Genomic DNA, 24130 nt, shown 5'->3' on the forward strand with positions numbered 1-24130 from the left:
CCATGATCAAACTCTTCAGTTAAAATCATTTTGAAGTTTTAATCTAAACTTCCAAATCTGGCTCATCAATTTTCTGACTTAAATTTCGCTCAAATAAACTTCGAGTAATTTAAACCAATCAATCAATGAAATATTTTCGATCAATCAATCAGTAAAAATCCACACAAGTTGTTCTTCATAATCTCTTAATGATTTCCTGTTATTTCGTCAATAACAGCACCAATTCAATCAACACTGCGTTGGTGTGTTGCGTATTCTATACAGTTTTTGAATAGACGCAATATATTTTTTAGTTTTTTTTCAAAAAAAGCACCATCCGCCCAAATTTTAGACGCATTTCATATTTTTATCACACTTTTCTTATAATTTGTCTTTTTTTCGCACGTTACTGGATTGGTTTTTAAATAAATCCTTTTAAGGCGATAACAAAAAACAACCAGCTCAATGGAGCTGGTTGCAAATCAACATTAATTGGCTTGTTCTGCAAGCCATGACATGAATTTTTGTCGCTCTGCTTTAGTGGCTTGTTGCCACAATTGAATCAATTGTTGCTCTTTGCCCTGTGTTTGTTTTGCTGTAGGCAATGTTACTGAGGTGGTTTTCTCAGATGGCAACACTGCTGCCGCGGTATAAACTGCTGCTGGCTGATTGACCGCAGCACTATTTTGAGTGGTATCTACAGTTTTATTAAGCCAACTACCACCTAACCAACCAGTTGAGTTTGCTTTAGCACCTGTTTGTTGTACCAGCAACTGATTCTTTTGATTATATAAACCAACGCTTGGTTGATCTTTGAATTCTTTTGCAGCATCGAAGTCTTTAGGTGGATTTACCAAAGCGAGTCGATAGTTTTCGCCATCTTGAAGAATTGGGGTTTTGAGTGTAATGACGTCTGATTTTAAAATATCGTGCGCACCATTATGATGTTCAAAATATTGTTGATAACGCAAGTTAATGACATTTTCACCCGCATTGACTTTCACTTGCTGTGCAGAACTGAATAAACCTGAACGAATTTGTTGATCATTTACAGCGAGCAACTTAATTTCTTCAGGTACTGCAATAGTTACTGCTGAAAATGCTGAACTACAAGCCATCAATGTAATACTTGCTATGCCTAATTTAAATGCCATATTTCACTCTATATCGTTTATTAAAGTTTGATTGCACTATGCAATGTATAAATGACAGTTTTATGACAATTCATGGGTTTAGGCATTTGCACATGAATAAGTAAGTTGTAAGGCACATCACTACCCCCAGAAACAAAAAAGTAGGATGAACCATCATCCTACTTTTTTGTCTGTGCAGTATGTGTTGCTAGAGCTTAGTTAAAGCTTTTGAAACGTGCTGCATCATCCATAAATGTTTTTTCACCAGCAGGTGCTTCAATTGAACCAAACACTAATTGTGCACGTAGTTTCCAGTTTGCAGGAATGTCATAAGTTTGCGCAACTTCTTCATCTACGATTGGATTGTAGTGCTGTAATGATGCACCCACATTGATTTCAGATAAAGCTGTCCACGCTGCGAATTGTGCAATCCCTGTCGAATGTTCTGACCATACTGGGAAGTTGTCTGCATATAGCGGGAATTGCTCTTGTAGACCTTTTACAACATCTTGATCTTCAAAAAATAAAGCTGTACCAAAACCTGCAATAAAGCTATTAATTTTTGCTTCAGTGTTTGCAAATGCTTCTGCAGGAACCATTTTATGTAAAGTTTCTAAAACGATGTTCCAAAATTGTGTATGCGATGCACCGTATAAAGTCACAACACGTGAAGTTTGCGAGTTAAATGCAGATGGGCTTAAACGAACTGCTTGTTTGATTGTACTTTCAATAGTTGCCTGATCTACAGAAACATTTTTACCAAGTGCATAGATTGAACGGCGTTTTTCTAATTGATTTAAAAATGACATTTTTAATTCCTCTGCAGAATTTTGTATAAATTAATTGATACAGCGATATTAAGCTTTTTATTCAGCATAAACATTACAAAAAATACGACAGTGTGTTTTATGTATAGAACGATTATAGTTTTATAAAGTGACAAATGTATGTGACTGCATCTATATACCTCTAATTCTATAGATGCAGTCTATTGCAATATAAATATGCTGCGGTTCGCTCTTTGTAGCACATAATAATAAGCTGATTTGACCAATCTTCATCAAATGCTGTTATTTAAGCATAGACTTTAAATTGATTTTGATAGTGTGCATGACTCCGTTCGGTTACTTCTTCTTCAATTGATCCAAAAACGAGTTGTGAACGTAACAACCATGTATCTGGAATATCAAAATGCTCTGCCACAGCACGGTCTATGTTTGGATTATAATGCTGTAAAGATGCACCCACGCCTGAATCTGCCAATGCTGTCCACACTGCAAATTGCGCCATGCCTGAAGTTTGCTCCGACCAAATTGGAAATTCTGCAGCATTAAATGGAATTTTCTTTTGCAATTGACGAATCACTTGTTGATCTTCATAGAACAATACCGTGCCAAAAGCTGCTGCACATTGTTCGATTTTCATTTTAGTACCTGGAAAAACCTGCTCTGGTACAAACTGACGTTGTACTTCCTGTACTAAATTCCAAAATTTTTTATGTGATTCAGAAAATAAAATAACCACGCGCGTACTTTGTGAATGATGTGCCGATGGACAGCTACGCACAGCTTCCTGAATCAGCTCGGTCATATAAGTTTGGCTAAAATGAACGCGTTTTCCTAAAGCATAAATACTACGGCGCTTTTTTAATTGATCGATGAAAGTCAGTTCATTTGCGTCATAGTTCGGCTTTTTCTTAAGCTTAAAGTCTTTCGTGATATCTGCTGTAAGCACATGACCAATTTTATTTAACAGTGTCATTTTGACTTCCCCAAAAAATCAATCAAAATCAATCTAATATTTTTTCTTATTCTATATAGACGAAAGTGCTTTTATTCACATTCGTATTTTTAGCTGCTGCTTTTTACAACACTCAAACCCGCTAAAAACAACAAACTCCGCATTTTGCGAAGTTTGTGTGAAACTTACAGCATTTTACATTTTAGCTTTAAAACTTAATTCAGAACTTATTTTTCAGTTTCAAACAGTGCTGCAACAAATGCTTTGGCTGAGAATGGACGTAAATCATCAATTTTTTCACCCACACCAATAAAGCGAATTGGCACATGGCTACGGCTTGCAATGTTAAATAACACGCCGCCTTTTGCAGTGCCGTCCAGTTTAGTGATGGTGATGCCTGTTAAGCCAACAGCCTCATCAAACATTTCAACTTGGTTAATGGCATTTTGACCCGTGCCTGCATCCACAACCAACATCACTTCATGCGGTGCAGTCGCATCAATTTTTTGCATCACACGCTTAACTTTAGTCAATTCTTGCATCAGGTTGCTTTTGTTATGCAAACGTCCAGCAGTATCTGCAATTAACACATCAATGCCTTTGGCACGCGCACTTTCAAACGCATCGAAAATAACAGAAGCACTGTCTGCACCGTGACCTTGTGCAACAACGGCAACATCGTTACGCTCACCCCAAATCTGCAATTGTTCTGTCGCTGCAGCACGGAAAGTATCCCCTGCGGCCAACATGACTTTTTTACCTTCGCCTTGTAAGCGTTTCGCTAACTTGCCAATGGTTGTGGTTTTACCTACACCATTCACACCCACGACTAAAATCACATAAGGGGTTTTATTGGCATCAATATGTAAAGGTTTTACCCGTGGCGCAAGCAAAGCCACTAATTCTTCTTGCAAAGCCTTATATAAAGAATGTGAATAAATTAAGTCGCCACGCGCAGTACGCTCGGTCAAATTGGCAATAATGGTTTTCGTTGCATCTACACCAATATCTGCAACCAACAGTTGTTCTTCGACTTCTTCTAATAATTCATCATCAATTTCTTTACCGCCAATCAGAATATTCACCATGCCATCGGCAAAGTTTTTACGGGTTTTGGTTAACCCTTCTTTCATGCGACTAAAGAAACCACCTTTCGCAGGCGCATCCGTGTCTGATGATGTTTCTGCAGCATGTTCAGAGGTTTCTGCTTGTTGTAGAGGTGTTGTTTCAACAATCGGAATATTTACCGCTGGTAAATTCGGTAATGTGACATCATCATCTCCGATATCAGCATCAATCAAAAATTTATTTTGCCCATTAGATTGCTGTTGCATGCCGAATCCTTGAAAAGCATTGCGTTAAAAAATCGGATTCTAACATAAACCAATTGCTTTTACCTCGTATTCCAACCACATAGCCGCATACAAAAAATACCTACAGCAATCCTTGCCTTTCCGCTTTAATTTCTGAAAGATAAGCCGATAACGATTGATCTCCACTTGCTTATGTTCCAATTTTCGATGAAGTCTGTTTGTGCGTTGCTTTGGGGTTTAACAGCTTCGATTAGCCATGCTGAAGTTTTAGCTGCGAATAACACTTTTGAAACCACACTCAACAATGGTTTAAAAGTCATTATCCGTGAAGACCATCGTTCTCCCATGGTGACGACTCAAATTTGGTACAAAGTGGGCAGTAGCGATGAGTCCGGAAATACACTTGGGATTTCGCACGTACTTGAACACATGATGTTTAAAGGTACAGCCAAGGTGCCGAATGATGAATTTACCCGTTTAAGTCGTATTTATGGTGGCAGTGTCAATGCAGCAACCTTTACCAATTACACGAATTATTATCAGCTCTATCCCAAAACTTATTTCCCACTGGCTTTAGAGTTGGAAGCCGACAGAATGAGTAATTTGTTACTTCGCCAACAAGACTTTGAGCCTGAAATTAAGGTGGTAATGGAAGAACGGCGGCAACGTACCGATGATAATCCACGGGCTTTGGCTTTTGAACGCTTTAAATGGATTGCCTACCCAACCAGTCATTATCGCCAACCCATTATTGGGCACATGAAAAACTTGCAAAGCATTCAGCTGCAAGATGTACAGGCGTGGTACAAAAAATGGTATCGCCCCAATAATGCTATTCTAGTGATTGTGGGCGATGTAGATCATCAAGCCGCATTGTTGCAAGTCCAAAAGTATTTTGGAGATATTCCGAAAGCACCTACGCCACCGCGCAATGATGTGTTGGAGTTTGAACAATTAGGTTATCGACACATGGAATTGTCTGCGACTGTGCAAGTTCCTAATTTATATATGGCTTGGAATGTCGGTTCATTGGCAACAGCTAAAAATCCTCAAAATGCCTTCGCGCTCACTATCATCAAACAACTGTTAGACAGTGGAATTACTTCACGTTTAGAACAGCGCTTGGTCAGAAACAATAAGATTCTTAGCTCAGTCAGTGTCAGTTATGACCCGTATCAACGTGGGGATAGTTTGTTTAGTATTTCAGCATTGCCTGCAGCAGGTGTAACGTTAAGCGAAGCACAGGTCGCGATTCAAAACGAAGTGGATACGCTAAAACAGGATTTGGTCAATTCAAGTGAAATTGAGCGCGTGGTGACTCAATTTGTGGCCAATTGGATTTATAGTCAGGATGATTTGGCAGGACAAGCCCGAACCATTGGCAATTTGGAAGTCAATGGATTCAGTCACCGTTTAATCGATGTTTTACCACAACACTTCCAAGCGATTACTGCCCAGGATCTGCAACGTGTTGCGCAAAGTTACTTTAACAAAGACAGACTTAGCACCTTGTATTTATTACCTCAAAGCACAACACCTTAAACTGTGATTTTCATGAAAAAACATCTATTCAGCACGCTTATTTTAAGCACTAGTTTTAGCCTATGTTCTGCTGGCTTTGCGATGGAAACTGCCACCAGAGCAGCGCATGATTTTGCTGAAACAGATGTAAGTACGCCTTTACAATCTTTGAGCTTGCTGCACAGTTTAAATGCCGTAAATGAATTGGTCGATGTTCGCGCTCCACAGGTATATGAATTAAAAAATCATCGACACGTACGCACTTTATTTGTCGAAAATCCTGCTTTGCCAATGGTTGATATCCAACTGACTTTTAATGCAGGTTCTGCCCGCGATGCAGAAATTGAAAAAGGTTTATTTGGCGTTGCCAATATGGCAGCCCAACTGATTGATGAAGGCACCAAGCGTTATAAGGCAGAGGAAATTGCCGCAGCCTTTGAAACCACAGGCGCACGTTTTAGTACCACGGCGTACCGCGATATGTTTGTGGTACGGCTAAGAACACTGTCTGATCCGCAGAAAATGCAAACTGCCGTCAAAATGATGCTGGAAATACTGAAACATGCAACTTTTGAGCGTTCTAATATCCAGCGTGTGCAAAGCAATACACAAATTGGGCAAAAACAACTGCAAGAAAATCCAAGCCGTTTAATGAATATTCGCTTATATCGCGCAATTTACGGACAACATGCCTATTCAGAACCCATTACAGGCACCAATGGCAGCATCAAACGGATTCAACCAAAGCACTTACAACAATTTAGAGATCAGTTTCTGGTCGCGCAAAATATGAACATTGCCATTACAGGCAAATTAACCTTAAAAGAAGCAGAAAAACTTGCCAATACCATCAGCGCACATATTGCCCAAGGTGTTGCAGCAACAGCTTTGCCACAGCCTACACCTGCAACACGTTTCAACATCCAGCATATTCCCTACCGGTCACAACAGGCGCATGTCAGTATTGCACAACTTGCGACTACACGGGATGATCCTGACTATTTGGCTTTAGAAATTGCCAATAAAATGCTGGGCGGCAGCAGTTTCAATTCAATTTTGATGAAAGAATTACGAGTAAAACGTGGCTACACTTACGGTGTTAGCAGTTCGTTTCGTTTTACCCAAGCAGCGGGTTTGTTTAGCTTAGGCTATTCTACGCGCCAAGATCAGTTACTCGATAGTATTCAAGTCGCTCACCAGAGCTTAATTCAGTTTGTACAACAACCTATGAATTTAGAACAATTAAAAGAAACCAAAGCAGGTTTAATTCGTGCATTTCCGAATCAATACAGCAGCAATGCCAGTATTAATGCCCAGCTTGGGCACATCGGTTTTTATCGACTTCCTGCAAATTATTTAAGTGATTATGCAGAACGAGTGGAAAAAGTTACCGCTGAAGATGTGCAACGTGCAATTCGCAAACATTTGCATCCTGATCGTTTAACTTTAGTAATTGTGAGCGAACATTTAGATAAAGCCGCATTGGTAAAAATGCTGCAGGACAATTTACTCGCACCAACATCTTTAACACCGACACCGCACAATATGAATAACATGCCAACAGAAAAAATTACTCTTGCACCAAGGCAGGAAGTTGTTGAGCCCGATCTTGCTCCATTTGATGTGCCTGCATCAACTTTAAATAATGCACATAACGAATCGGACGTTGATTGAGTAAATGAACTGCCATGTCTTGGGTATTGGCATACATAGATTGTTGTGACAAACGCTCAACATTTTGAAATTGTTGCACCCCAACTGGGCGATAAAGCGCAACACTTGCTAAAGTTAAAATAATAAAAATGATACTCAGCACAACAATATTATAAATTTGCTCGAGTTTCAGTTGAGAAATAAATTGAATCGTTTTTTGAATTGCGTTGTGCATGACCTACCTCTAATCGCCTTAGTGTAGGATGCCCTTGTGAGATGTACAAGTTAAACAGCTCAATTTTACTGTATCGTCACAGTAAAAATTGAGCCTTTTTCTACAAATTCTACAAAGGATTTAGCTTTAGCCAATCGTGCCACGAATTACCGCAAAGTATAAAACCAATGCAATGACTGCAAGCACCAAGAAAATAGCAAATACACTGACACCGCCCTCTGCTTCGGCAGGATGCAGTTCATCTTCATCGGCAATACGGAGTAATTCACCATCATAATTACGATAAAACTCTATACGATCGCTTCGCTCTAAAGTTTTAGCAAAGTCAGCCACACGTTTACGTTGCGCCAAGCAGTATTCACCTAAATGAACATCTCGACGGAAAATTACCTCATCTAGTTTTTTACGGTGATGATGTGCCAACTCAATAATTTGAGAAGTCAATGGAGGTACATCAAAAGCACATCCGTCTACGGATCTTGTCATGTTGTTCTCCTTTTTTATCATGCTTAGAGCTTTAGTTTAATCAAAATTAAACTTGTTCAATGTTTAATCATGTAAACTTGAAATATGCTCATTAACCCCGATAATTATTTGACAATTCAATCAAATTGTAATATTAGTTTAACAATAAAGCGTTAAATTGATATGAAGCCTAAAAGGTAGGCTTAAATAAGTAATCATAATTACAATAAGGAGTTTAATATGATTCAAACGATCTCTCACCATGACTTAGAGCATGTTTATGCAAATGCAGTAAACACGATTCATTCACAAATGAACTTCCAAGACGCGGTAAAACAACTCGAAGAAGCTGCACGTGCAGGACATGGTAAAGCGGCAATGTTCTTAGCAGAACTGTATTATCAAGGTTTCCGCGTAGAACGTGATTCATTGAAAGCGCAATACTGGCAAAACATGGCCACCATGCAAGCATAATAAAACGTCACTTAGGTGGCGTTTTTTTTGACCCTTTTTTTAGATGCTCCAACCATAAATACATATTTGTTTACGATTTTAAGCAAAGCTTAAACGGTATATTCATCAATTCTTTTTACAATATAGCCAAATTTTACAACCTTGCTTGATTATGAATCAGATTAACCAACTCCACCCTTTACCAAAGGATTTTCTGCTTAAAGTTACACTATTAAAATCAATGATGTACTGCGGTGTACTTTGGGGTTTATTCCATCAAGGTTGGGCAATGAGTTCAGATCACGATGATTATATTTTCCCTTTTTGGTTAAATGCGGTACAAGCGCATAAATATGCTGCTAAACACTGGCCACAATATAGTCCTCGTAAAATTTCCGCGCAGGATTTTGAAACTTTTTTATTACCAACGCTCACCCGTTTAAATGTCACGCCAACCTTGTTTGGTTCGTCAAGTCAAAAAATTAAACTGACCACTTCACAAATGAAGCATTTCTTTTTTAATGAACCTGCGTTAAATATTGCTTAAATAAAAACTGAATAGAATTGACGTAAAAATCAACAATCGTGACTCTAAAGTATTTGCAATTTTTACAATTCACGTTACTTTAAAAGTCAAACAATAAACAACAAATCAGGACACAGAATATGACCAAGGTAACTCACGTTTTACAAGATAAAGCACATCACGAAATTTACACAATTCGCCCAGAAGCAACGGTTTTAGAAGCAATTAGTTTAATGGCTGAAAAAGGCATTGGTGCGTTGGTGGTTACCGATCAAAACAATCATGTGGTTGGTATTCTGTCTGAGCGTGATTACACCCGTAAAGTTATTTTGATGGAACGAACTTCTAAAAGCACAACGGTTAGTGAAATTATGACTGCTAAAGTACTGACCGTGACCAAAAACACCAGTGTGAAAGAATGCTTAAACTTAATTACTGACCATCATTTACGTCACTTACCTGTACTTGAAGGTGAGCAGTTGGTAGGTTTAGTGTCGATTGGTGACTTGGTGAAAGCGACTATGGATGATCAGCGCAAACTGATCGAGCAGTTACAACAATATATTGCAAGCTAAGACACTGTTTTATAAAACCTGCCAAATATAAAGTAAAGATAAAAAAACCGCCTAAACTTACACATTTAGGCGGTTTTTCATATTCAGTAGAATTAATTCAAACCTAATTTTTCTGCTACATAGTCTGAATCTTTATCACCACGACCTGAAAGATTAACCACAATTTTCACGTTTTTTGCCATTTTTGGTGCTTCACGTAATGCCCACGCCACCGCATGTGAGCTTTCCAAAGCAGGTACAATACCCTCTACACGTGACAACGTCATAAAGGCATCTAAACATTCTTGGTCAGTTGCCGTTGAATACTCCACGCGACCAATGTCTTTTAAGAAGCTATGTTGCGGCCCCACACCCGGATAATCCAAACCTGAAGCAATTGAATGTACTGGCAATGGCTCGCCTTGTTCATCTTCAAGCACATAACACGCCATACCGTGTAATTGACCCGGTTTACCCAAAGTTAAGGTTGCAGAGTGCTGATCTGTATCTAAACCATGACCTGCAGGTTCTACACCCACAAGCTTAACTTCTGGGTCATTTAAGAATGCGGTAAATGCACCCACTGCGTTTGAACCACCGCCCACACATGCCACGATATAATCTGGATTTACTCCAAAGCGTTCTTGGCTTTGCATTTTAATTTCATCGCCAATAATTGCTTGGAAATCACGTACCATTTTTGGAAATGGGTGTGGGCCAACCACCGAACCAATTGCATAAATATAATTTTTCGGGTCTTTTAAGTATTCTTCAAAAGCGCTGTCCACTGCATCTTTTAAAGTGGCTGTACCGCGGGTCACTGAAATCAGGTTGGCACCTAGAATTTTCATTTTCACCACATTCGGGTGTTCTTTTTCAATATCCACCTGTCCCATGTGAATTTCACACGGAATTCCCACTAGCGCACATGCCGTCGCCAAGGCTACCCCGTGCTGTCCCGCACCAGTTTCTGCAATGACTTTGGTTTTACCCATATATTTGGCTAGTAATGCCTCGCCTAAACAGTGGTTAATTTTATGTGCACCAGTATGGTTTAAATCTTCACGTTTCAAATAAATTTGCGCACCACCCAACTGTTCAGATAAACGCTTTGCATGAAACAAAGGACTCGGGCGCCCTACATAATTTGCAAATAAATCTTTTAATTCATTTTGAAATTCTGCTGTATGACGAATTTCTTCATAAGCAAGGTTAATTTCATCCATGGCTTCTTTTAAATGCGGTGGAATAAACTGCCCGCCATATTGTCCGAAAAAACCTTCTTCATTCGGTAATGCGATGCCATTAATTTGATGTTCCATCTCGATCCCCTCAAATTGAAATTCACGTTGCTTATCGTATTGCTATTTCATCAATATGCATGCAATAACTGATATTGATAAAAAATTAATGGAAAAAATGGCGCTTATCGCGCCAAATATTTCGTCATATCTTCAATGCCTTTTAAAGTCATTGGGTACATATGATTTTCAAAAATTTGTCGAATTAAACCAATGGTATGTGTGTAATGCCAATAGCCTTCCTGTTCAGGATTCAGCCATGCGGTTTTTTCAAAATGCTGACGCAGACGTTGTAACCAAACTTGCCCTGCCTCATCATTCATATATTCTACCGAACCACCAATCGAATTCAGCTCATAAGGTGCCATACTCGCATCACCGACCACAATTACCCGATAGTCGCGTCCATAGGTATTAAATAAATCCCATGTATTCATGCGGGTACTGCTACGGCGTAAATTATCTTTCCAAACATAGTCGTATAAACAGTTATGGAAATAAAAATATTCGAGAGTTTTAAACTCAGTTTTAGCCGCACTAAACAGTTTTTCACATTGTGCGATGTGTGCATCCATCGAGCCGCCCACATCAAACAGCATCAACACTTTGACGCGATTACGACGTTCTGGCACCAATTGCACATCTAAAATGCCCTGTTTGGCCGTTTCGCGGATAGTGCCATCAATATCCAGTTCTTCGGCAGCACCTTGACGGGCAAATTTACGCAAACGACGCAGTGCCAATTGCATTTGTCGTGTACCTAAAATCTGCTCATCGTCTAAATTTCGATACTGACGCTGCTCCCAGACTTTAACAGCTGAACGCTTACGTCCAGGCCCACCAATGCGTACACCTTCAGGATGATCACCAAAAGCACCAAACGGTGATGTACCGCCCGTACCAATCATACGGTTGCCACCCTGATGCTTTTTATGCTGCTCGCGTAAACGCTCTTCCAGCATTTTCATCAATTCTTCTAAAGAACCTGCTTTTTTCAGCTCTTCGCGTTGTTCTGGCGTGAGATGTTTTCCTAATAGTTCTAAGTCGAACCAGTCTTTAGGCAATTGATGAACTTGCTGCAGTAAATCATCTAAATCAAAAGTGGAAATGCCATCAAAATAATCTTTCATGGCACGGTCAAACTTGTCAAAAAAACGCTCATCTTTGACCATGACGGTTTTAACAAGTTGATAGAATTCATCTTGATCTGCAAAAACCAGACCCGATGCCACCGCCTGATTTAAGTCAATCAATTCACGTGTGGTGACAGGTACACCGTAACGTCGCAAGGTATAAAACAAGCGCACGAACATGGCGTTGTCCTCCCTTAACGGCGCGACATAAAGGCTAAACGCTCAAGCAATTGCACATCTTGTTCATTTTTGATTAATGCACCGTATAAAGGCGGAATGGCTTTGCTTTTATCGCTATTACGCAAAATATCTTCCGGCATGTCATCTGCCATCAATAGGCTTAACCAATCAATTAATTCAGACGTAGATGGTGGTTTTTTTAAGCCCGGAACTTGGCGCAATTTAAAGAAAACTTGTAAAGCTTCTGAAACCAATGTGCTTGAAATATTCGGGAAATGCACATCGATAATATCGCGCATGGTCGCTTCATCTGGGAAATCAATATAATGGAAGAAACAACGACGTAAAAAAGCGTCTGGCAGCTCTTTTTCATTATTTGATGTGATGATCACGATTGGACGTTGTGTTGCCGTAATGGTTTCGCCTGTTTCATAAACATAAAACGACATTTTATCAAGTTCATGTAGCAGGTCATTTGGGAATTCAATATCTGCCTTGTCAATTTCATCAATCAACAACACACAGCGTTCTTCGCTGGTAAATGCTTCCCACAATTTCCCAGGTTTAATATAGTTTTTAACGTCATACACACGGTCATCGCCCAGTTGGCTGTCACGCAAACGCGACACTGCATCATATTCATATAAACCTTGCTGCGCTTTGGTGGTCGATTTAATGTGCCATGTAATCAACTTTAAACCCAAACTTTTAGCAACTTGCTCTGCCAATAAGGTTTTACCTGTACCTGGCTCACCTTTCACCAAAAGCGGTTTTTGCAAAGCACGAGCGGCTTTCACCGCAAGTTTTAAACTATCAGTCGCAATGTACTGATCTGTACCCGAAAATTGTTGCGCATCAACAGACATGATTTTACCTTAATTGTTTTAGTTACAGTGGTGAGGTATTTTTCTTGGCTTTATAAGTCGTTTGTTTAAGACAGTATCTTGACCAGAAATAACCGATCAATAAGCCAAGACCGATCACAAATAAAATGGCAGATAAATTAGACCAAACCAATGGGGTTTCTTTGGTTAAAACACCAAAAAGAAGTCCAAAGATGGCTGGGGCAAGTGCTGCATTGCTGCCTTCTGATACTGTTGGGGTAAGTAAAATTGCAAACAGCACAATCCAAGTGATACCACCTAACGGATTGGGCAAGCGTTTGGCAATTTCGTACCAGCACCATAAAATAATGGCACTCCCCAACAAATAAACAGAAACAGCAATTGCAGTTTCAGGAATTGAATCCAATCCAGTCATCACACTATTCATTTCTCAACTCCTGAATAAAGCTTAAGCACCACGTAAACCTTCTGGTTCAACGGCATTTGGGTTAATTAAGCCTTCTGGTGGCACTTGAATAAAGAAGCCACGTGTTTGAATAGAATCCATGACATGCAAAACATTCACACGTGCCAACTTACGGCTTTCAGACAGTTGCAAATCCATTACAAATGTCGCACGACCAAATGCAACTCGCATTGGCTCAGGTAAAACCTCTAGCGGGTTAAACGCTTCTGCTTGATCTTCAGTTTGCTCAGGACGGGCGATGTATAAATACATCTCATCTTTTTTGCTCGATTTATAAATTGAACAGTGCATAAACAACAAAACTCTAAAAACTCAGGCAAAGGATACAACAAAAAAAACCGAGATACATTAACCATTATTAACGCATTGGTCTATGTTTACACTCAAACAAAGAATGGCGTGAAAATTCATCCATTTTCAGGTGAAAAACGGCTTTATTTAAAATGTGGATCGGTTTGATTTATTCAGCAACTTTCATCTGACCAGACAAATAACGCTCGTCGGCATGTAAAACTTCAATTAAAGGCTTGGTGAGTAATTCATAACGCCAACCTAACAAATAGTTAGGCAAATCTTGCTCATCGTTATGAAATACCACATGCTGATAAAGCGCATTGAGCCATTTTTTACGCAGCAAAACTTCTTTTGGAATTTGAGTTTCCTGTACGGCACGTTGAATCACCTGTTCTACATTTTCGCCCACTTCTTTTGAAGAATGACGAATTGGTCGCGCCATACGTAATGGCCATTGTGATTGATCAGGCAAATATTTAATTAAATCTAAAATAGTTTTGCCATGTTCACGCACAATATGCGCACGTAAATCTTTAATAGTACTGAGCTGGAACTGATTTTTAGGATTTTTCTCGACCAAGTCCAGCATAGTAGAATTACGCAAAATAAAACTACGTGGTTGGTTTAAGGCTTTTACCATTTGCTCACGCCAAACGGCCAATTGTTGCAATTGCATGAGTTGACGGCGTGAATGACGATAGTTGCCCACATCCTGATACAACAACTCTAAAGGTGTTTCTTCACCAATTTCCTGAGTTAAATTGCGGCAATCTTCTTGTGCAAAATCCAGTAAATAATTTTGTTTTAAGTCGGTTTGTACCTTATCTGCCAATTGCATTAGATACAGCACATCATTGGCAGCATAATTTAACTGCTCATCGGACAACGGACGTGCAAGCCAGTCTGAGCGAGTTTGCCCTTTATCAATATCGACATTGAGCATGGTTTTTAAAGCGTTTTGATAACTGACTTGTAAACCATGCCCTAAAAATGACATGCCAACTTGGGTATCAAACACGTTATCTAAGTTTTTTTGCTGCGCATAATGATAAATTAAATCAATATCTTCACCGCAGGCATGAAAAATATTTTGCTGCGCTTGAAACAGTTTTTCCCAAAATGCACTTAAATTTAAAGAAGTGCCATCTAACAAATAGACCTGATCATTCACATTAATTTGGAATACACCCAATTTTGGCCATAAAGTATCGACCTTAATAAACTCGGTATCTAAACCATAGATGCTGTTTTGACTCATTAATGCCAAGACATTTTCAAAGTCTTTTTGTTGGTGAATAAATTGGAACATAGCGACCAGATAGACTGCACTCTCTAGAGTTTCATTTTAAACATTAAATAGCGTTTAGCTATAAAAATATAATCGGTATTTTACTTTTTTATCTTATTTTTAAGTCAATGCAGATATTTTCTAGTTTTTTTTATCGTTTTTTTATCTTAATTTGAGTTTTTATTCTATATTAATTCAAGCAAACACTTTAAATGATCATTCACATGAAATAAGCACCAAGATGCTTATTTCATTCGCATCCGATTATGCACGGCTTGACTTAGAGTATGACTATCGACATATTCAAGCTCGCCACCTTGCGGTACGCCTTGTGCAATCCGCGTCATCTGCACAGGTAAATGCTTTGTGGCTTCGACCAAATAGTGCGCCGTTGCCTGACCTTCCACAGTTGCATTGGTGGCTAAAATCACTTCGGTGATATTGCCATCACTCAAACGCTGTACCAAGTACGGAATGCCAATTTCATCTGGGCCAATACCATCTAAAGGCGATAAATGCCCACCCAAGACATGGTATTTGCCACGAAAACTACCGCTTTGCTCAATGGCCATCACATCGGCCGGAGATTCCACAACACACAGCAAATGTGCATCCCGATCATGTGAGGCACAAATATTGCAAACTTCATCTTCAGTTAATGAATGGCAAATCGAACATTCGTGAATATAGCTGGTGGCTTCATTCAAAGCATGAGCCAAACCGACTGCACCTTCTCTATTTTTCATAATCAGGTGCAATGCCATGCGTTGAGCCGATTTAGGCCCAACACTTGGCAAAATGCGTAGCGCTTGTACCAGTTGATCAAAACGATCACTAAACATACGCCGTTCCTTAGAATAAACCTGCCAAGCCTGGTGGCAAGCCCATACCAGAGTTTGCAGACTTCATTTTCTCTTCAGAAATTGCTTCAGCCTGACGTGCTGCGTCATTCATTGCAGCTGCAATCAAATCTTCAATCATGTCTGCATCGTCTTGCAACAATTCAGGATTAATTTCGATACGTTTCACTACATTACGGCAAGTCATAGTCACTTTCACTAAACCACCACCCGCTTCTGCATGCACTTCAGTTTGCGCAAGTTCTTCTTTGGCTTTTTTAATGTTGTTTTCCACTTCTTTTTGCATGCGCTGAGCTTGCTGCATCAACATATTAATGTTCATAAAAATCTCCGAACAAATGATCTATCGTTTTAAATAAGGTCTAAACCGCGCTCGATGTCGCGAATAATATCATCAATATCTTCCAAGCCAACAGAAACACGAATTAAACCTTCACTGATGCCTGCTGCATGTTTGGCTTCTGGGCTCATACGGCCATGCGATGTTGTTGCAGGATGAGTAATAGTCGACTTTACGTCACCCAAGTTACTGGTAATCGACAAAAAGCGTGTATTATCAATTACAGTCCAAGCGCCTTCACGCTCACCTTTCACTACAAACGATACAACACCCCCAAAACCAGACTGTTGCTTTTTCGCAAGTTCATGCCCTACGTGATGTGGCAGTCCCGCATAATACACTTTTTCGACTTTTGGATGTGCATCTAGCCACTCTGCAAGTTTTTGTGCGCTGGCACAATGCGCTTTCATACGCAGGCTTAATGTTTCCAAGCCTTTTAAGAAAATCCATGCATTAAACGGACTTAATGAATTGCCCAAGGTACGAATAACGCTGTTGATTTCTTCGACCAACTTGTCTTTACCAACAACCGCACCACCCAAAGCACGCCCCTGACCATCAATATATTTGGTTGATGAGTAGATAATTAGGTCAGCACCAAATTTAATTGGTTGTTGTAAAACTGGGGTACAGAAGGTGTTATCAACTGCAAATAAAGCATTATTTGCATGTGCAATATCGGCAATGGCTTGTAAATCGCCTACTTGTGCCAATGGATTTGATGGTGTTTCAATAAATAACAAACGCGTATTTGGACGAATCGCTTGCTTCCAACTGTCTAAATCTTCTAAATCAACAAAAGTGACATCGACACCAAACTTCATCACGTATTTTTCAAATAGTGAAATGATCGAGCCAAATACAGCACGTGAACAGACTACATGATCACCCGCTTTAAGATAAGCCAAAGTGATCGCATGAACGGCCGCCATACCCGAACTTGTCGCAACCGCACGTTCTGCACCATCTAATACTGCCAAGCGTTTTTCAAAAGCCTGTACAGTTGGATTGGTATAACGTGAATAGGTATTGCCTTCAATTTCACCTGAGAATTTTGCAGCTGCATCGGCAGCATTTTCACAAACAAATGATGAAGTCAGGAAAATTGGCTCACTGTGTTCGCCTTCAATTGTACGGTTGTGTCCGGTACGAATTGCCAAAGTATCTAATTGATATTCAATGTCGTCGTGTTGACTCATCTTTACTGCTCAGCCCTAAACTTAGTCCTAAGACCTGTTTGTTAAATAATTGCCAACATTTTGAGCGCCAAGCGCATTTAAGGTCAAGGTAAAATGTATAAATATCGCTTAGACTTCATTCAAATCGGCGCCACGTGTGATGGAACACCTCATGAATCAGCTACAAAGAAAATTTAATCCGCACCGAAAAAAGCTTAAAAACCTCAGCACTCGCTTATTTAAAAGCCGTGATTTGATCTTATCTCAGACCACGCCATACGACATCGTGGCACGTTATAAGTATGCGCAGATTCGCTATTACGCTTCGCCAGATAAGCAATATAAAGAGCCGCTGGTTTTTGTTGCGCCTTTAGCAATTACCATGTCGATTTATGACTTATATCCTTATCGCTCTTTAGTGAAACATTTTCAGCATAGCGGTTTTGATGTGTATTTGGTTGATTGGGGACAATTGACCTATCAACATTGTCATTTAAATTTTATGGCTTTTATTCAGGATGCAATCCCTAATTGTATTCAACTCATTTTACAACACGCCAAAGTCGAACAAATTTCACTACATGGTTGGAGTATGGCGGGTATTTTTGCCATGCTTTATACCGCCGACCAACAAACAACTCATATTAAAAACTTGATGGTTTTGGGTAGCCCTGTAGATAGCTATGCTTCGGGGCGGGTTGGTAAACTCTTTCAACTGACCAATCAACTGATTTCTAAATATCCCAAATTGCAACATGCCTTTTATTCAGGAAAAATTCCAAAGCATTTAATTCATACACCGGGTTTAATCAATGCGATTGGTTTTAAGATTTTAGACCCTAGAGCATGGCTGGAAAGCAATAAACAGATGCTGTCGAATCTGCACGACTTACAAACCTTGCATGAAAACGCAACTTTAGCCAATTTTTTAAATAATATGATTGATTATCCGGGTGGGATTAATCAGGACATGGTATTGAATGTATGGCTGCAAAACCCACTCAAACAAGGTCATATTCAACTCAAACAACATCAGATAGACCTTAAAAATATTCATTGTTCACTTTTGGTCGGTGCGGGTGATAGCGATCAAATTGTCACTGCTGAAGCTGCTCAACCTTTATGTGAATTGACAAGTAGTACCGATGTCACGTTTACTCTTATTCCAGGTGGACATTTGGGTTTAATGTCCAGTCAAAAAAGTGCCAATGAATTCTGGCCTAAACTGACCACTTGGTTAGAACAACGATCTAGCAAAATTGCATAAAGAGAGCAAAAACATGATTCAATCTGTTGCATTTATTGGCTTAGGCGCAATGGGCTACCGCATGGCAGCCCATTTACCTAAACATTTTGATACGGTCTATGTCTGGAATCGTAACTTTGCCAAAGCCGAGCAACATGCTGCTGAATATGGCACACAAGCGGTTGAATTGGCTCAAGCGGTGCAAGCAGATATTATTTTTTCTTGCTTGCCTACCAGTACCGAAGTTGAAAACCTGATTGCACAAGTTCCGCTGAAAGCAGGTTCAGTCTGGGTCGATTGCACCAGTGGCGTACCCGAAAGTGCTAAAAAATTGGTACAACAACTTGAAACACAACAGATCGACTTTTTAGATGCACCTGTAAGTGGACAAACGATTGGTGCAGAAAATGCCACCTTAACAGTCATGATTGGTGGTAAAGCAACTGCTTTTGAAAAAGCCTTACCTGCAATTCAGGCTTTTGGTAAAGTGATTCAGCATGTGGGGGAACCCGGTGCTGGCTTTGCCGTAAAAGCGGTGAACAATATGTTAATGGCAGTAAGTTTGTGTGCTGCAGCTGAAGGCTTTACCACCTTAAAAGCGCATGGCGTAAACTTAAATCAGGCCTTGCAATGCATTAATGCTTCGAGCGGTAAAAGCGCAGTAACGGAAATGATTTTGCCGCAGCGAGTACTGAACCGTGCTTTTCCAAAGACTTTTGCTCTGCCTTTACTGGCCAAAGACACAGGAATCGCATTGGATTTAGTCCGTGAAGCAGCTTTGCCTGCACCTGTATTGGCTTTAACCCAAAGCCTGATTCAGGCAGCGAATTTAACCGCAGAAAAAGACAGTGATTTTTCCACTGCTGTGAAAATGTATGAATTATGGAGTAATATTACCCTAGAGTAAGAACTCGCCATTGAATATACAGCCATAAACCCAATAATGTGTATCAAGTGGCTAGTCACACCATCATTAAGTAGAGGAAACTCTTATGAACAAGTTTAGCATTGCCGTATTTGCAAGCCTTGCAACTTTAATTGGGGCAAGTTCAACTACTTTTGCATCTGAACAAGAATGTCAGAAACTGAAAAATGACCACGATGTTATTTATGCATCTAAAGGGTTCTGCTTCAAAGACCCAGAAGCTAAAGCACGTTTTGGTAATGACAACTGCTATACAACCAAACCTAAGTTTTCTGAAAAAGAACAACAACGTCTTGACGCAATCAAAGAACGTCAAAAAGAACTGAACTGTAAATAACCGTTCTGAAATATCAAAGCTGAATTTAAGGAATCATAATGGCTTACGATGATCAAAATATTTTTGCAAGAATTCTACGTGGCGAACTTCCTGCAATTAAAGTGTATGAAGATGACCAAGTGCTTGCGTTTATGGACATCATGCCGCAAGCCGATGGTCACACTCTCGTGATTCCTAAAACACCTGCAGTAACTTTATTGGATTTACCTGCAGATGCAGCAGCATATACCATTCAAATTGTGCAAAAAATTGCAAAAGCAATGCAGCAAGCTTTGGGTGTAGATGGTATCGTGTTAATGCAATTGTCAGGTACAAGCGCAGGTCAAACTGTCCCCCACGTGCATTTTCACTTAATTCCGACGTCGGTACATCAGCTTGGGAAACATGCTGCACAAATGGGCGATCAAGAAAAAATTAAAGCCCAAGCAGAAAAAATTAAAGCAGCGCTTTAAAAATTTCAAAAATGTCATACAAAATGAATGGAGCAGCTGCTCCATTTTTTTCGTCTCAAGCTTTGACTCTGCATGTTTTAAAGTTGTTTATGACAATAACATGTCAATCGGCTTACAATTAAGTTATTCATTTCATATATTTTTTTAAAATTTAAAACTCAGTCATTAAAAAAATGCGAATAAAAGTAAGTTTTTGATCTAATTTGTTCTTTTTAATAATTTAGAAATATTTCCTTAATATTACTGTCGCATTTGTAAGGAATACTTAGCACCAATAGAGAACAGCGGTAGATCAACTCTACTTCTGAACAATGTTTAGGACTAAAAACAATAGTCTGTATTGGAGCTACACATGAAAAAAACGCTTTGCGCATTAGCAGTTGGGGCAACCTTCTTAACACCAGCATTAGCTATGGCTGCTGATGTTAAAGTTTATGGTCGTGCACACGTATCTTTAGACTATCTTGATGATGGTAAAGACTATAACGAAGTTGGTCTTTCTTCAAACTCATCACGTTTAGGCTTTAAAGCTGAACAAAAATTAGAAAATGGCATGACTGTTTTCGGTCAAATCGAGCAAGAAATTAACTTTGCTAGCGGCTCTGCAAATGATGATTTAGAGTTTGCTACGCGCGATACTTTTGTTGGTTTAAAAGGTGATTTTGGTCAAGCGCGTGTAGGTCGTTTTGACAGCCCATTTAAAGCTGCACGTGGTCCAGTCAACTTCTTTGGTGACATGGTGGGTGACATCCGTAACGTAACCCGTGCGGGTAATTTACGTTTTGATGAGCGTAATGCCAATACGATTGAATATCAAACTCCTAAATTTGGTGGCGGCTTTAACGTAACTGGTGCTTTATCACTACACGAACAAAACAGCCCTGATGCTGCAAAAGATAAAGATAAAGCTTACGACTTAGCTTTAACTTATAAAGAAGGTAACGTAGACTTTGCAGCAGCTTATGAGCACTATGAAGAAGAAGCAAGCCGCGGTGAACGTGATGGCTTCCGTGTTGCAGCTGCCTATAAAATCACACCTGAATTTAACTTAGGTGCTTTATACCAGTATTTAACACATGACAATGATACTGCAAACCCAGATGTGCAAGTATTTGGTGTAGCGGCTGACTATAAAGTTGCACCGAAAACTTATGTACGTGGTCAAGTCTTCCACCGTGACGTAGATGCTGATGATGCAAACGCAACATTAGTAGCAGTAGGTGTTGAGCACCGTTTAGACAAGGCAGTGCGCGTATATGCTAACCTTGCAACAATGCTTAATGACACTAAATCTAACCTAACACCATGGTCACAAGGTCGCTCTAACAGCGTTGCTGGTGTGGCTGACGAAGATGCCTTAGGTCTTTCTTTAGGTTTCCGTTACGACTTCTAAGTCTAAACCACACTTAAAACATAAAAACACGCTTCGGCGTGTTTTTTTAATGCATGCTTAAAAAACCAAATAAAACAAAGCCAGCAAATGTGCTGGCTTTGTTTATTAAAGTCAGTTTTACCAAGCTGAATTTTTCAATATTAACGTTTTAAAAACCCAGACACTAAATTCATCACTTGCTGAATATCGTCATTGGCTTCTTGCTTACTCGTTTGCTCACCTTGTGGTGTCAATGAATCAATAATTTGCGGCAATACTGCAGAAATCGCATTATAAATATCTTGCTTTGGCGCCTGAGTTTGCTGTGCAACCTGCTCTACATCGGCATCATCAAATAAACTTTGAACTTGTTCAGCACCTACATGCGCATTTTCACCTGGGCCTGTAGACACCCAATCCTCCACCTGACTGGTTAAGCCTTGTCCTTTTAGTTTATCCAAAGCACCTTGTAAACCACCCTGTTTTTGAATCCATGCCAACACCAAAGGCAAGACTGCAATCAATAAACTTTGTGTACCTGAAGCACCTGTAGCAGAACGCTGTTGTTGCCCACCCAACTGACCAAGCACCGAACCAAGAATTCCACCCAAGCCACCTTGCGCAGATTGTTGGTTATTACCACCAAGTTGCCCCAAAACCGAACCTAAAATGCCACCCAATCCACCTTGAGATTGATTAGATTGCTGATTCGCGCCCAATGCCTGCTGTGCTAAAATTTCAACAATATTGCTTAAATTGGTCATTTTATTTTCCTCATAATGCCCTTATGACAGCATACGAAGTTTTGACTGAATTGCGCGCTTGAAATTGTTAAATTTTGCAATATCCCAAATTTATGTGACCAAATTATCACTATCGAGATTTTGTGATTATAATTCAGTACTTACCACCGGAATTTATCCCAATTTTCAGGATTTGCCCAAAACTTAGAGTTAAACCAATCAGGCACGTGCTTATAAGTCAAAATATTAAATTGCCATAAGCACAAATGATGCTGCTCAAAGCGATGTTCAATCAATTGCGTAAAACCAAGCGCTCTAAGCAATTGCTCATCTTCATGCGCAGCAATCACCACAATACGCTTTGCCAATAAGTCACGGAGCTTCACCAAAATTTGTGATGTGTGTTGTGGCGTCTGCAAATCAAAATCAGTAGCATCCAAAAATACAACTGCCAAATCAAAACGTTGGGTAAAAGGCAGATTTAAAAATGCCAATGCGCTAAAATACTGCCATTGGATAGCTGACTGATCATCCGCTTGATTGTTATGCTTCGGGCTTGCTTCAATATTTTGCCCTATACACAATGCAGTAGAAATTGGCTGTTGTTGAGATAAATCATCAATTAATGCTTGAATTAAACGCATTTCAGCCATCACTGCATTCCTTCATTTTCGAGAGAGTATTCTTATGGAACTACAAGGCATTTGCCATAAAATGCACGCAGGTCTTAAGGACCATAGTGTAACTGATGAACAGGTACACAAGGCAAATGTTGAATATAAATTTATTCTAGACCGTGCAGAAATTGACCTGCCTTTTCAGCTTGGGCAAGAACTTGAACTGGAATGGACGGGCAATATTTATTGTGTTTCTTGTGGTGTGAAAACACCAAAATCCTATTCGCAAGGACATTGTTTCAAGTGTTTTAAAACCAAAGCATCTTGCGATATGTGCATCATGAAGCCTGAGACCTGTCACTATCATTTAGGTACCTGTCGTGAAGATAGTTTTGCTCAAGAAGTCTGCTTTCAACCGCACATCGTATATTTAGCCAATTCAAGTGCTTTAAAAGTGGGAATCACCCGTTTAGGTCAAATGCCAACACGTTGGCTAGATCAGGGCGCAACTCAAGCCTTGCCAATTATGAAAGTCGGCTCACGCCGTTTATCTGGGCAATTGGAAGTTATGTTTGGTACACAAGTCGCAGATAAAACCGACTGGCGCAAACTACTCAAAGGCGAAGCAGAGCCGCTAAACCTAATTGAAGTGCGTGAACAACTGATTGAAGAGTTTGCGCCTAAAATTCAGACCATTCGTGATGAGTTTAGTCAAAACCTTGAATTCAACGAAACGGTAGAGCTTTTAGATCAGGAACTTCCGCGTGAATTTGTGTACCCTGTAGAACAGTATCCTGAGAAAATTAAATCGCATAACTTAGATAAAACCCCAATCATTCGCGGCAAACTGCAAGGAATTAAAGGGCAATATTTAATCTTGGATACAGGTGTCATCAACATTCGTAAATACACAGGTTATGAGCTAAAAATTCGCGCTGAATAAATCTTGAAACTGCTTACTTAATCATTTTAGATGCACAA

General features: G+C 39.7%; 28 protein-coding genes. 11 read left to right on the plus strand and 17 right to left on the minus strand.

What is annotated here, in order from left to right; all coding sequences use genetic code 11:
- Positions 1 to 467: 467 nt before the first annotated feature.
- The 4 genes from FTU39_RS10715 to ftsY all read right to left on the minus strand — a co-directional run bounded on the left by FTU39_RS10715 (position 468) and on the right by ftsY (position 4186).
- Entirely contained in the window at positions 468 to 1133 is a 666-nt protein-coding gene (locus tag FTU39_RS10715; RefSeq protein ID WP_180052168.1) for a DUF2057 domain-containing protein, read from the minus strand.
- Between the two features lie 194 nt (positions 1134 to 1327).
- On the minus strand, positions 1328 to 1921 hold the full coding sequence (locus tag FTU39_RS10720) for a nitroreductase family protein (protein ID WP_004976581.1): 594 nt from the start codon (positions 1919 to 1921) through the stop codon (positions 1328 to 1330).
- A 265-nt stretch (positions 1922 to 2186) separates the two neighbouring features.
- Positions 2187 to 2873: a nitroreductase family protein gene (locus tag FTU39_RS10725; protein ID WP_154320761.1), complete on the minus strand. Its 687-nt coding sequence runs from the start codon at positions 2871 to 2873 to the stop codon at positions 2187 to 2189.
- A gap of 206 nt (positions 2874 to 3079) precedes the next feature.
- Positions 3080 to 4186 carry a signal recognition particle-docking protein FtsY gene (ftsY, locus tag FTU39_RS10730; RefSeq protein ID WP_004976589.1) on the minus strand — a complete coding sequence of 369 codons (1107 nt, stop codon included), beginning with the start codon at positions 4184 to 4186 and terminating at the stop codon, positions 3080 to 3082.
- Positions 4187 to 4357: 171 nt separating this feature from the next.
- On the opposite strand from ftsY, the gene FTU39_RS10735 reads away from it, so the two are divergent.
- Both FTU39_RS10735 and FTU39_RS10740 read left to right on the plus strand, forming a co-directional pair.
- Positions 4358 to 5707, plus strand: a complete 1350-nt coding sequence (locus FTU39_RS10735) for a pitrilysin family protein (protein WP_180052169.1) — start codon at positions 4358 to 4360, stop codon at positions 5705 to 5707.
- A gap of 12 nt (positions 5708 to 5719) precedes the next feature.
- Entirely contained in the window at positions 5720 to 7360 is a 1641-nt protein-coding gene (locus tag FTU39_RS10740) for a pitrilysin family protein (protein ID WP_131261451.1), read from the plus strand.
- Here the strand turns inward: FTU39_RS10740 and FTU39_RS10745 are convergent.
- Positions 7257 to 7574 carry a hypothetical protein gene (locus tag FTU39_RS10745; RefSeq protein WP_004976594.1) on the minus strand — a complete coding sequence of 106 codons (318 nt, stop codon included), beginning with the start codon at positions 7572 to 7574 and terminating at the stop codon, positions 7257 to 7259. The genes FTU39_RS10740 and FTU39_RS10745 overlap by 104 nt on opposite strands.
- Positions 7575 to 7700: 126 nt before the next feature.
- The gene (locus FTU39_RS10750; protein ID WP_004976597.1) at positions 7701 to 8060 is read right to left on the minus strand and encodes a hypothetical protein; all 360 of its coding nucleotides are present in this window, start codon (positions 8058 to 8060) and stop codon (positions 7701 to 7703) included.
- Between the two features lie 219 nt (positions 8061 to 8279).
- Between FTU39_RS10750 and FTU39_RS10755 the strand changes: the two genes are divergently transcribed.
- The 3 genes from FTU39_RS10755 to FTU39_RS10765 all read left to right on the plus strand — a co-directional run bounded on the left by FTU39_RS10755 (position 8280) and on the right by FTU39_RS10765 (position 9593).
- Positions 8280 to 8513 (plus strand): hypothetical protein, encoded by a 234-nt coding sequence (locus FTU39_RS10755; protein WP_004976599.1) that lies wholly within the window; start codon positions 8280 to 8282, stop codon positions 8511 to 8513.
- A gap of 151 nt (positions 8514 to 8664) precedes the next feature.
- Positions 8665 to 9039 (plus strand): DUF2750 domain-containing protein, encoded by a 375-nt coding sequence (locus tag FTU39_RS10760; protein WP_004976601.1) that lies wholly within the window; start codon positions 8665 to 8667, stop codon positions 9037 to 9039.
- A gap of 119 nt (positions 9040 to 9158) precedes the next feature.
- Positions 9159 to 9593, plus strand: coding sequence for a CBS domain-containing protein (locus FTU39_RS10765; RefSeq protein ID WP_004976604.1), 435 nt, complete (start codon positions 9159 to 9161; stop codon positions 9591 to 9593).
- Positions 9594 to 9685: 92 nt separating this feature from the next.
- Here FTU39_RS10765 and trpB read toward each other — a convergent pair whose 3' ends face one another.
- The 9 genes from trpB to FTU39_RS10810 form a co-directional block, all read right to left on the minus strand.
- Complete coding sequence (trpB, locus tag FTU39_RS10770; protein WP_167845989.1) at positions 9686 to 10894, minus strand: tryptophan synthase subunit beta; 1209 nt, start codon at positions 10892 to 10894, stop codon at positions 9686 to 9688.
- A gap of 104 nt (positions 10895 to 10998) precedes the next feature.
- Entirely contained in the window at positions 10999 to 12186 is a 1188-nt protein-coding gene (locus FTU39_RS10775; protein ID WP_180052170.1) for a VWA domain-containing protein, read from the minus strand.
- A 14-nt stretch (positions 12187 to 12200) separates the two neighbouring features.
- The gene (locus FTU39_RS10780; protein WP_004976610.1) at positions 12201 to 13052 is read right to left on the minus strand and encodes a MoxR family ATPase; all 852 of its coding nucleotides are present in this window, start codon (positions 13050 to 13052) and stop codon (positions 12201 to 12203) included.
- A gap of 22 nt (positions 13053 to 13074) precedes the next feature.
- Positions 13075 to 13458, minus strand: coding sequence for a hypothetical protein (locus FTU39_RS10785; RefSeq protein WP_096901448.1), 384 nt, complete (start codon positions 13456 to 13458; stop codon positions 13075 to 13077).
- 21 nt (positions 13459 to 13479) lie between these two features.
- Positions 13480 to 13788, minus strand: a complete 309-nt coding sequence (locus FTU39_RS10790) for a YcgL domain-containing protein (RefSeq protein ID WP_004976615.1) — start codon at positions 13786 to 13788, stop codon at positions 13480 to 13482.
- A 169-nt stretch (positions 13789 to 13957) separates the two neighbouring features.
- Positions 13958 to 15100: an HRDC domain-containing protein gene (locus tag FTU39_RS10795; RefSeq protein ID WP_096901447.1), complete on the minus strand. Its 1143-nt coding sequence runs from the start codon at positions 15098 to 15100 to the stop codon at positions 13958 to 13960.
- A gap of 224 nt (positions 15101 to 15324) precedes the next feature.
- Entirely contained in the window at positions 15325 to 15921 is a 597-nt protein-coding gene (recR, locus tag FTU39_RS10800; protein ID WP_019837914.1) for a recombination mediator RecR, read from the minus strand.
- Positions 15922 to 15931: 10 nt separating this feature from the next.
- Complete coding sequence (locus FTU39_RS10805; RefSeq protein WP_004976621.1) at positions 15932 to 16261, minus strand: YbaB/EbfC family nucleoid-associated protein; 330 nt, start codon at positions 16259 to 16261, stop codon at positions 15932 to 15934.
- A gap of 29 nt (positions 16262 to 16290) precedes the next feature.
- Entirely contained in the window at positions 16291 to 17478 is a 1188-nt protein-coding gene (locus tag FTU39_RS10810) for an O-succinylhomoserine sulfhydrylase (protein WP_180052171.1), read from the minus strand.
- Between the two features lie 151 nt (positions 17479 to 17629).
- Between FTU39_RS10810 and FTU39_RS10815 the strand changes: the two genes are divergently transcribed.
- The 5 genes from FTU39_RS10815 (at position 17630) to FTU39_RS10835 (ending at position 21810) form a co-directional block, all read left to right on the plus strand.
- Positions 17630 to 18724, plus strand: coding sequence for an alpha/beta fold hydrolase (locus FTU39_RS10815; RefSeq protein ID WP_131261453.1), 1095 nt, complete (start codon positions 17630 to 17632; stop codon positions 18722 to 18724).
- A gap of 13 nt (positions 18725 to 18737) precedes the next feature.
- A complete protein-coding gene (locus tag FTU39_RS10820) occupies positions 18738 to 19610 on the plus strand; it encodes an NAD(P)-dependent oxidoreductase (protein ID WP_167845985.1) in 873 nt (290 codons plus the stop codon).
- Positions 19611 to 19695: 85 nt separating this feature from the next.
- Entirely contained in the window at positions 19696 to 19965 is a 270-nt protein-coding gene (locus FTU39_RS10825) for a YARHG domain-containing protein (protein ID WP_004976631.1), read from the plus strand.
- A 38-nt stretch (positions 19966 to 20003) separates the two neighbouring features.
- The gene (locus FTU39_RS10830; RefSeq protein WP_178867793.1) at positions 20004 to 20417 is read left to right on the plus strand and encodes an HIT family protein; all 414 of its coding nucleotides are present in this window, start codon (positions 20004 to 20006) and stop codon (positions 20415 to 20417) included.
- A gap of 352 nt (positions 20418 to 20769) precedes the next feature.
- Positions 20770 to 21810 (plus strand): porin, encoded by a 1041-nt coding sequence (locus FTU39_RS10835; protein ID WP_179990810.1) that lies wholly within the window; start codon positions 20770 to 20772, stop codon positions 21808 to 21810.
- 140 nt (positions 21811 to 21950) lie between these two features.
- On the opposite strand, the gene FTU39_RS10840 is transcribed toward FTU39_RS10835, so the two are convergent.
- Positions 21951 to 22553, minus strand: coding sequence for a YidB family protein (locus FTU39_RS10840; RefSeq protein WP_180052172.1), 603 nt, complete (start codon positions 22551 to 22553; stop codon positions 21951 to 21953).
- A gap of 140 nt (positions 22554 to 22693) precedes the next feature.
- Entirely contained in the window at positions 22694 to 23185 is a 492-nt protein-coding gene (locus FTU39_RS10845) for a DUF6231 family protein (protein WP_180052173.1), read from the minus strand.
- A 34-nt stretch (positions 23186 to 23219) separates the two neighbouring features.
- Between FTU39_RS10845 and FTU39_RS10850 the strand changes: the two genes are divergently transcribed.
- On the plus strand, positions 23220 to 24092 hold the full coding sequence (locus FTU39_RS10850) for a DUF2797 domain-containing protein (protein ID WP_131261455.1): 873 nt from the start codon (positions 23220 to 23222) through the stop codon (positions 24090 to 24092).
- Positions 24093 to 24130: the final 38 nt, after the last annotated feature.

It is taken from the genome of Acinetobacter sp. YH12099 (assembly GCF_013419195.1).
GTDB lineage: Bacteria > Pseudomonadota > Gammaproteobacteria > Pseudomonadales > Moraxellaceae > Acinetobacter > Acinetobacter towneri.

Bases quoted from the DNA above. Each gene is read 5' to 3' on its own strand.
- FTU39_RS10765 (WP_004976604.1), top strand. From the start codon at position 9,159: ATGACCAAGGTAACTCACGTTTTACAAGATAAAGCACATCACGAAATT.
- FTU39_RS10840 (WP_180052172.1), bottom strand. From the start codon at position 22,553: ATGACCAATTTAAGCAATATTGTTGAAATTTTAGCACAGCAGGCATTG.
- FTU39_RS10815 (WP_131261453.1), top strand. From the start codon at position 17,630: ATGAATCAGCTACAAAGAAAATTTAATCCGCACCGAAAAAAGCTTAAA.
- FTU39_RS10785 (WP_096901448.1), bottom strand. From the start codon at position 13,458: ATGAATAGTGTGATGACTGGATTGGATTCAATTCCTGAAACTGCAATT.
- FTU39_RS10780 (WP_004976610.1), bottom strand. From the start codon at position 13,052: ATGTCTGTTGATGCGCAACAATTTTCGGGTACAGATCAGTACATTGCG.
- recR (WP_019837914.1), bottom strand. From the start codon at position 15,921: ATGTTTAGTGATCGTTTTGATCAACTGGTACAAGCGCTACGCATTTTG.
- FTU39_RS10715 (WP_180052168.1), bottom strand. From the start codon at position 1,133: ATGGCATTTAAATTAGGCATAGCAAGTATTACATTGATGGCTTGTAGT.
- FTU39_RS10725 (WP_154320761.1), bottom strand. From the start codon at position 2,873: ATGACACTGTTAAATAAAATTGGTCATGTGCTTACAGCAGATATCACG.
- trpB (WP_167845989.1), bottom strand. From the start codon at position 10,894: ATGGAACATCAAATTAATGGCATCGCATTACCGAATGAAGAAGGTTTT.
- FTU39_RS10830 (WP_178867793.1), top strand. From the start codon at position 20,004: ATGGCTTACGATGATCAAAATATTTTTGCAAGAATTCTACGTGGCGAA.
- FTU39_RS10845 (WP_180052173.1), bottom strand. From the start codon at position 23,185: ATGGCTGAAATGCGTTTAATTCAAGCATTAATTGATGATTTATCTCAA.
- FTU39_RS10760 (WP_004976601.1), top strand. From the start codon at position 8,665: ATGAATCAGATTAACCAACTCCACCCTTTACCAAAGGATTTTCTGCTT.
- FTU39_RS10820 (WP_167845985.1), top strand. From the start codon at position 18,738: ATGATTCAATCTGTTGCATTTATTGGCTTAGGCGCAATGGGCTACCGC.
- FTU39_RS10740 (WP_131261451.1), top strand. From the start codon at position 5,720: ATGAAAAAACATCTATTCAGCACGCTTATTTTAAGCACTAGTTTTAGC.
- FTU39_RS10790 (WP_004976615.1), bottom strand. From the start codon at position 13,788: ATGCACTGTTCAATTTATAAATCGAGCAAAAAAGATGAGATGTATTTA.
- FTU39_RS10750 (WP_004976597.1), bottom strand. From the start codon at position 8,060: ATGACAAGATCCGTAGACGGATGTGCTTTTGATGTACCTCCATTGACT.
- FTU39_RS10810 (WP_180052171.1), bottom strand. From the start codon at position 17,478: ATGAGTCAACACGACGACATTGAATATCAATTAGATACTTTGGCAATT.
- FTU39_RS10835 (WP_179990810.1), top strand. From the start codon at position 20,770: ATGAAAAAAACGCTTTGCGCATTAGCAGTTGGGGCAACCTTCTTAACA.
- FTU39_RS10850 (WP_131261455.1), top strand. From the start codon at position 23,220: ATGGAACTACAAGGCATTTGCCATAAAATGCACGCAGGTCTTAAGGAC.
- FTU39_RS10720 (WP_004976581.1), bottom strand. From the start codon at position 1,921: ATGTCATTTTTAAATCAATTAGAAAAACGCCGTTCAATCTATGCACTT.
- ftsY (WP_004976589.1), bottom strand. From the start codon at position 4,186: ATGCAACAGCAATCTAATGGGCAAAATAAATTTTTGATTGATGCTGAT.
- FTU39_RS10805 (WP_004976621.1), bottom strand. From the start codon at position 16,261: ATGAACATTAATATGTTGATGCAGCAAGCTCAGCGCATGCAAAAAGAA.
- FTU39_RS10795 (WP_096901447.1), bottom strand. From the start codon at position 15,100: ATGTTCCAATTTATTCACCAACAAAAAGACTTTGAAAATGTCTTGGCA.
- FTU39_RS10745 (WP_004976594.1), bottom strand. From the start codon at position 7,574: ATGCACAACGCAATTCAAAAAACGATTCAATTTATTTCTCAACTGAAA.
- FTU39_RS10735 (WP_180052169.1), top strand. From the start codon at position 4,358: ATGTTCCAATTTTCGATGAAGTCTGTTTGTGCGTTGCTTTGGGGTTTA.
- FTU39_RS10755 (WP_004976599.1), top strand. From the start codon at position 8,280: ATGATTCAAACGATCTCTCACCATGACTTAGAGCATGTTTATGCAAAT.
- FTU39_RS10825 (WP_004976631.1), top strand. From the start codon at position 19,696: ATGAACAAGTTTAGCATTGCCGTATTTGCAAGCCTTGCAACTTTAATT.
- FTU39_RS10775 (WP_180052170.1), bottom strand. From the start codon at position 12,186: ATGTTCGTGCGCTTGTTTTATACCTTGCGACGTTACGGTGTACCTGTC.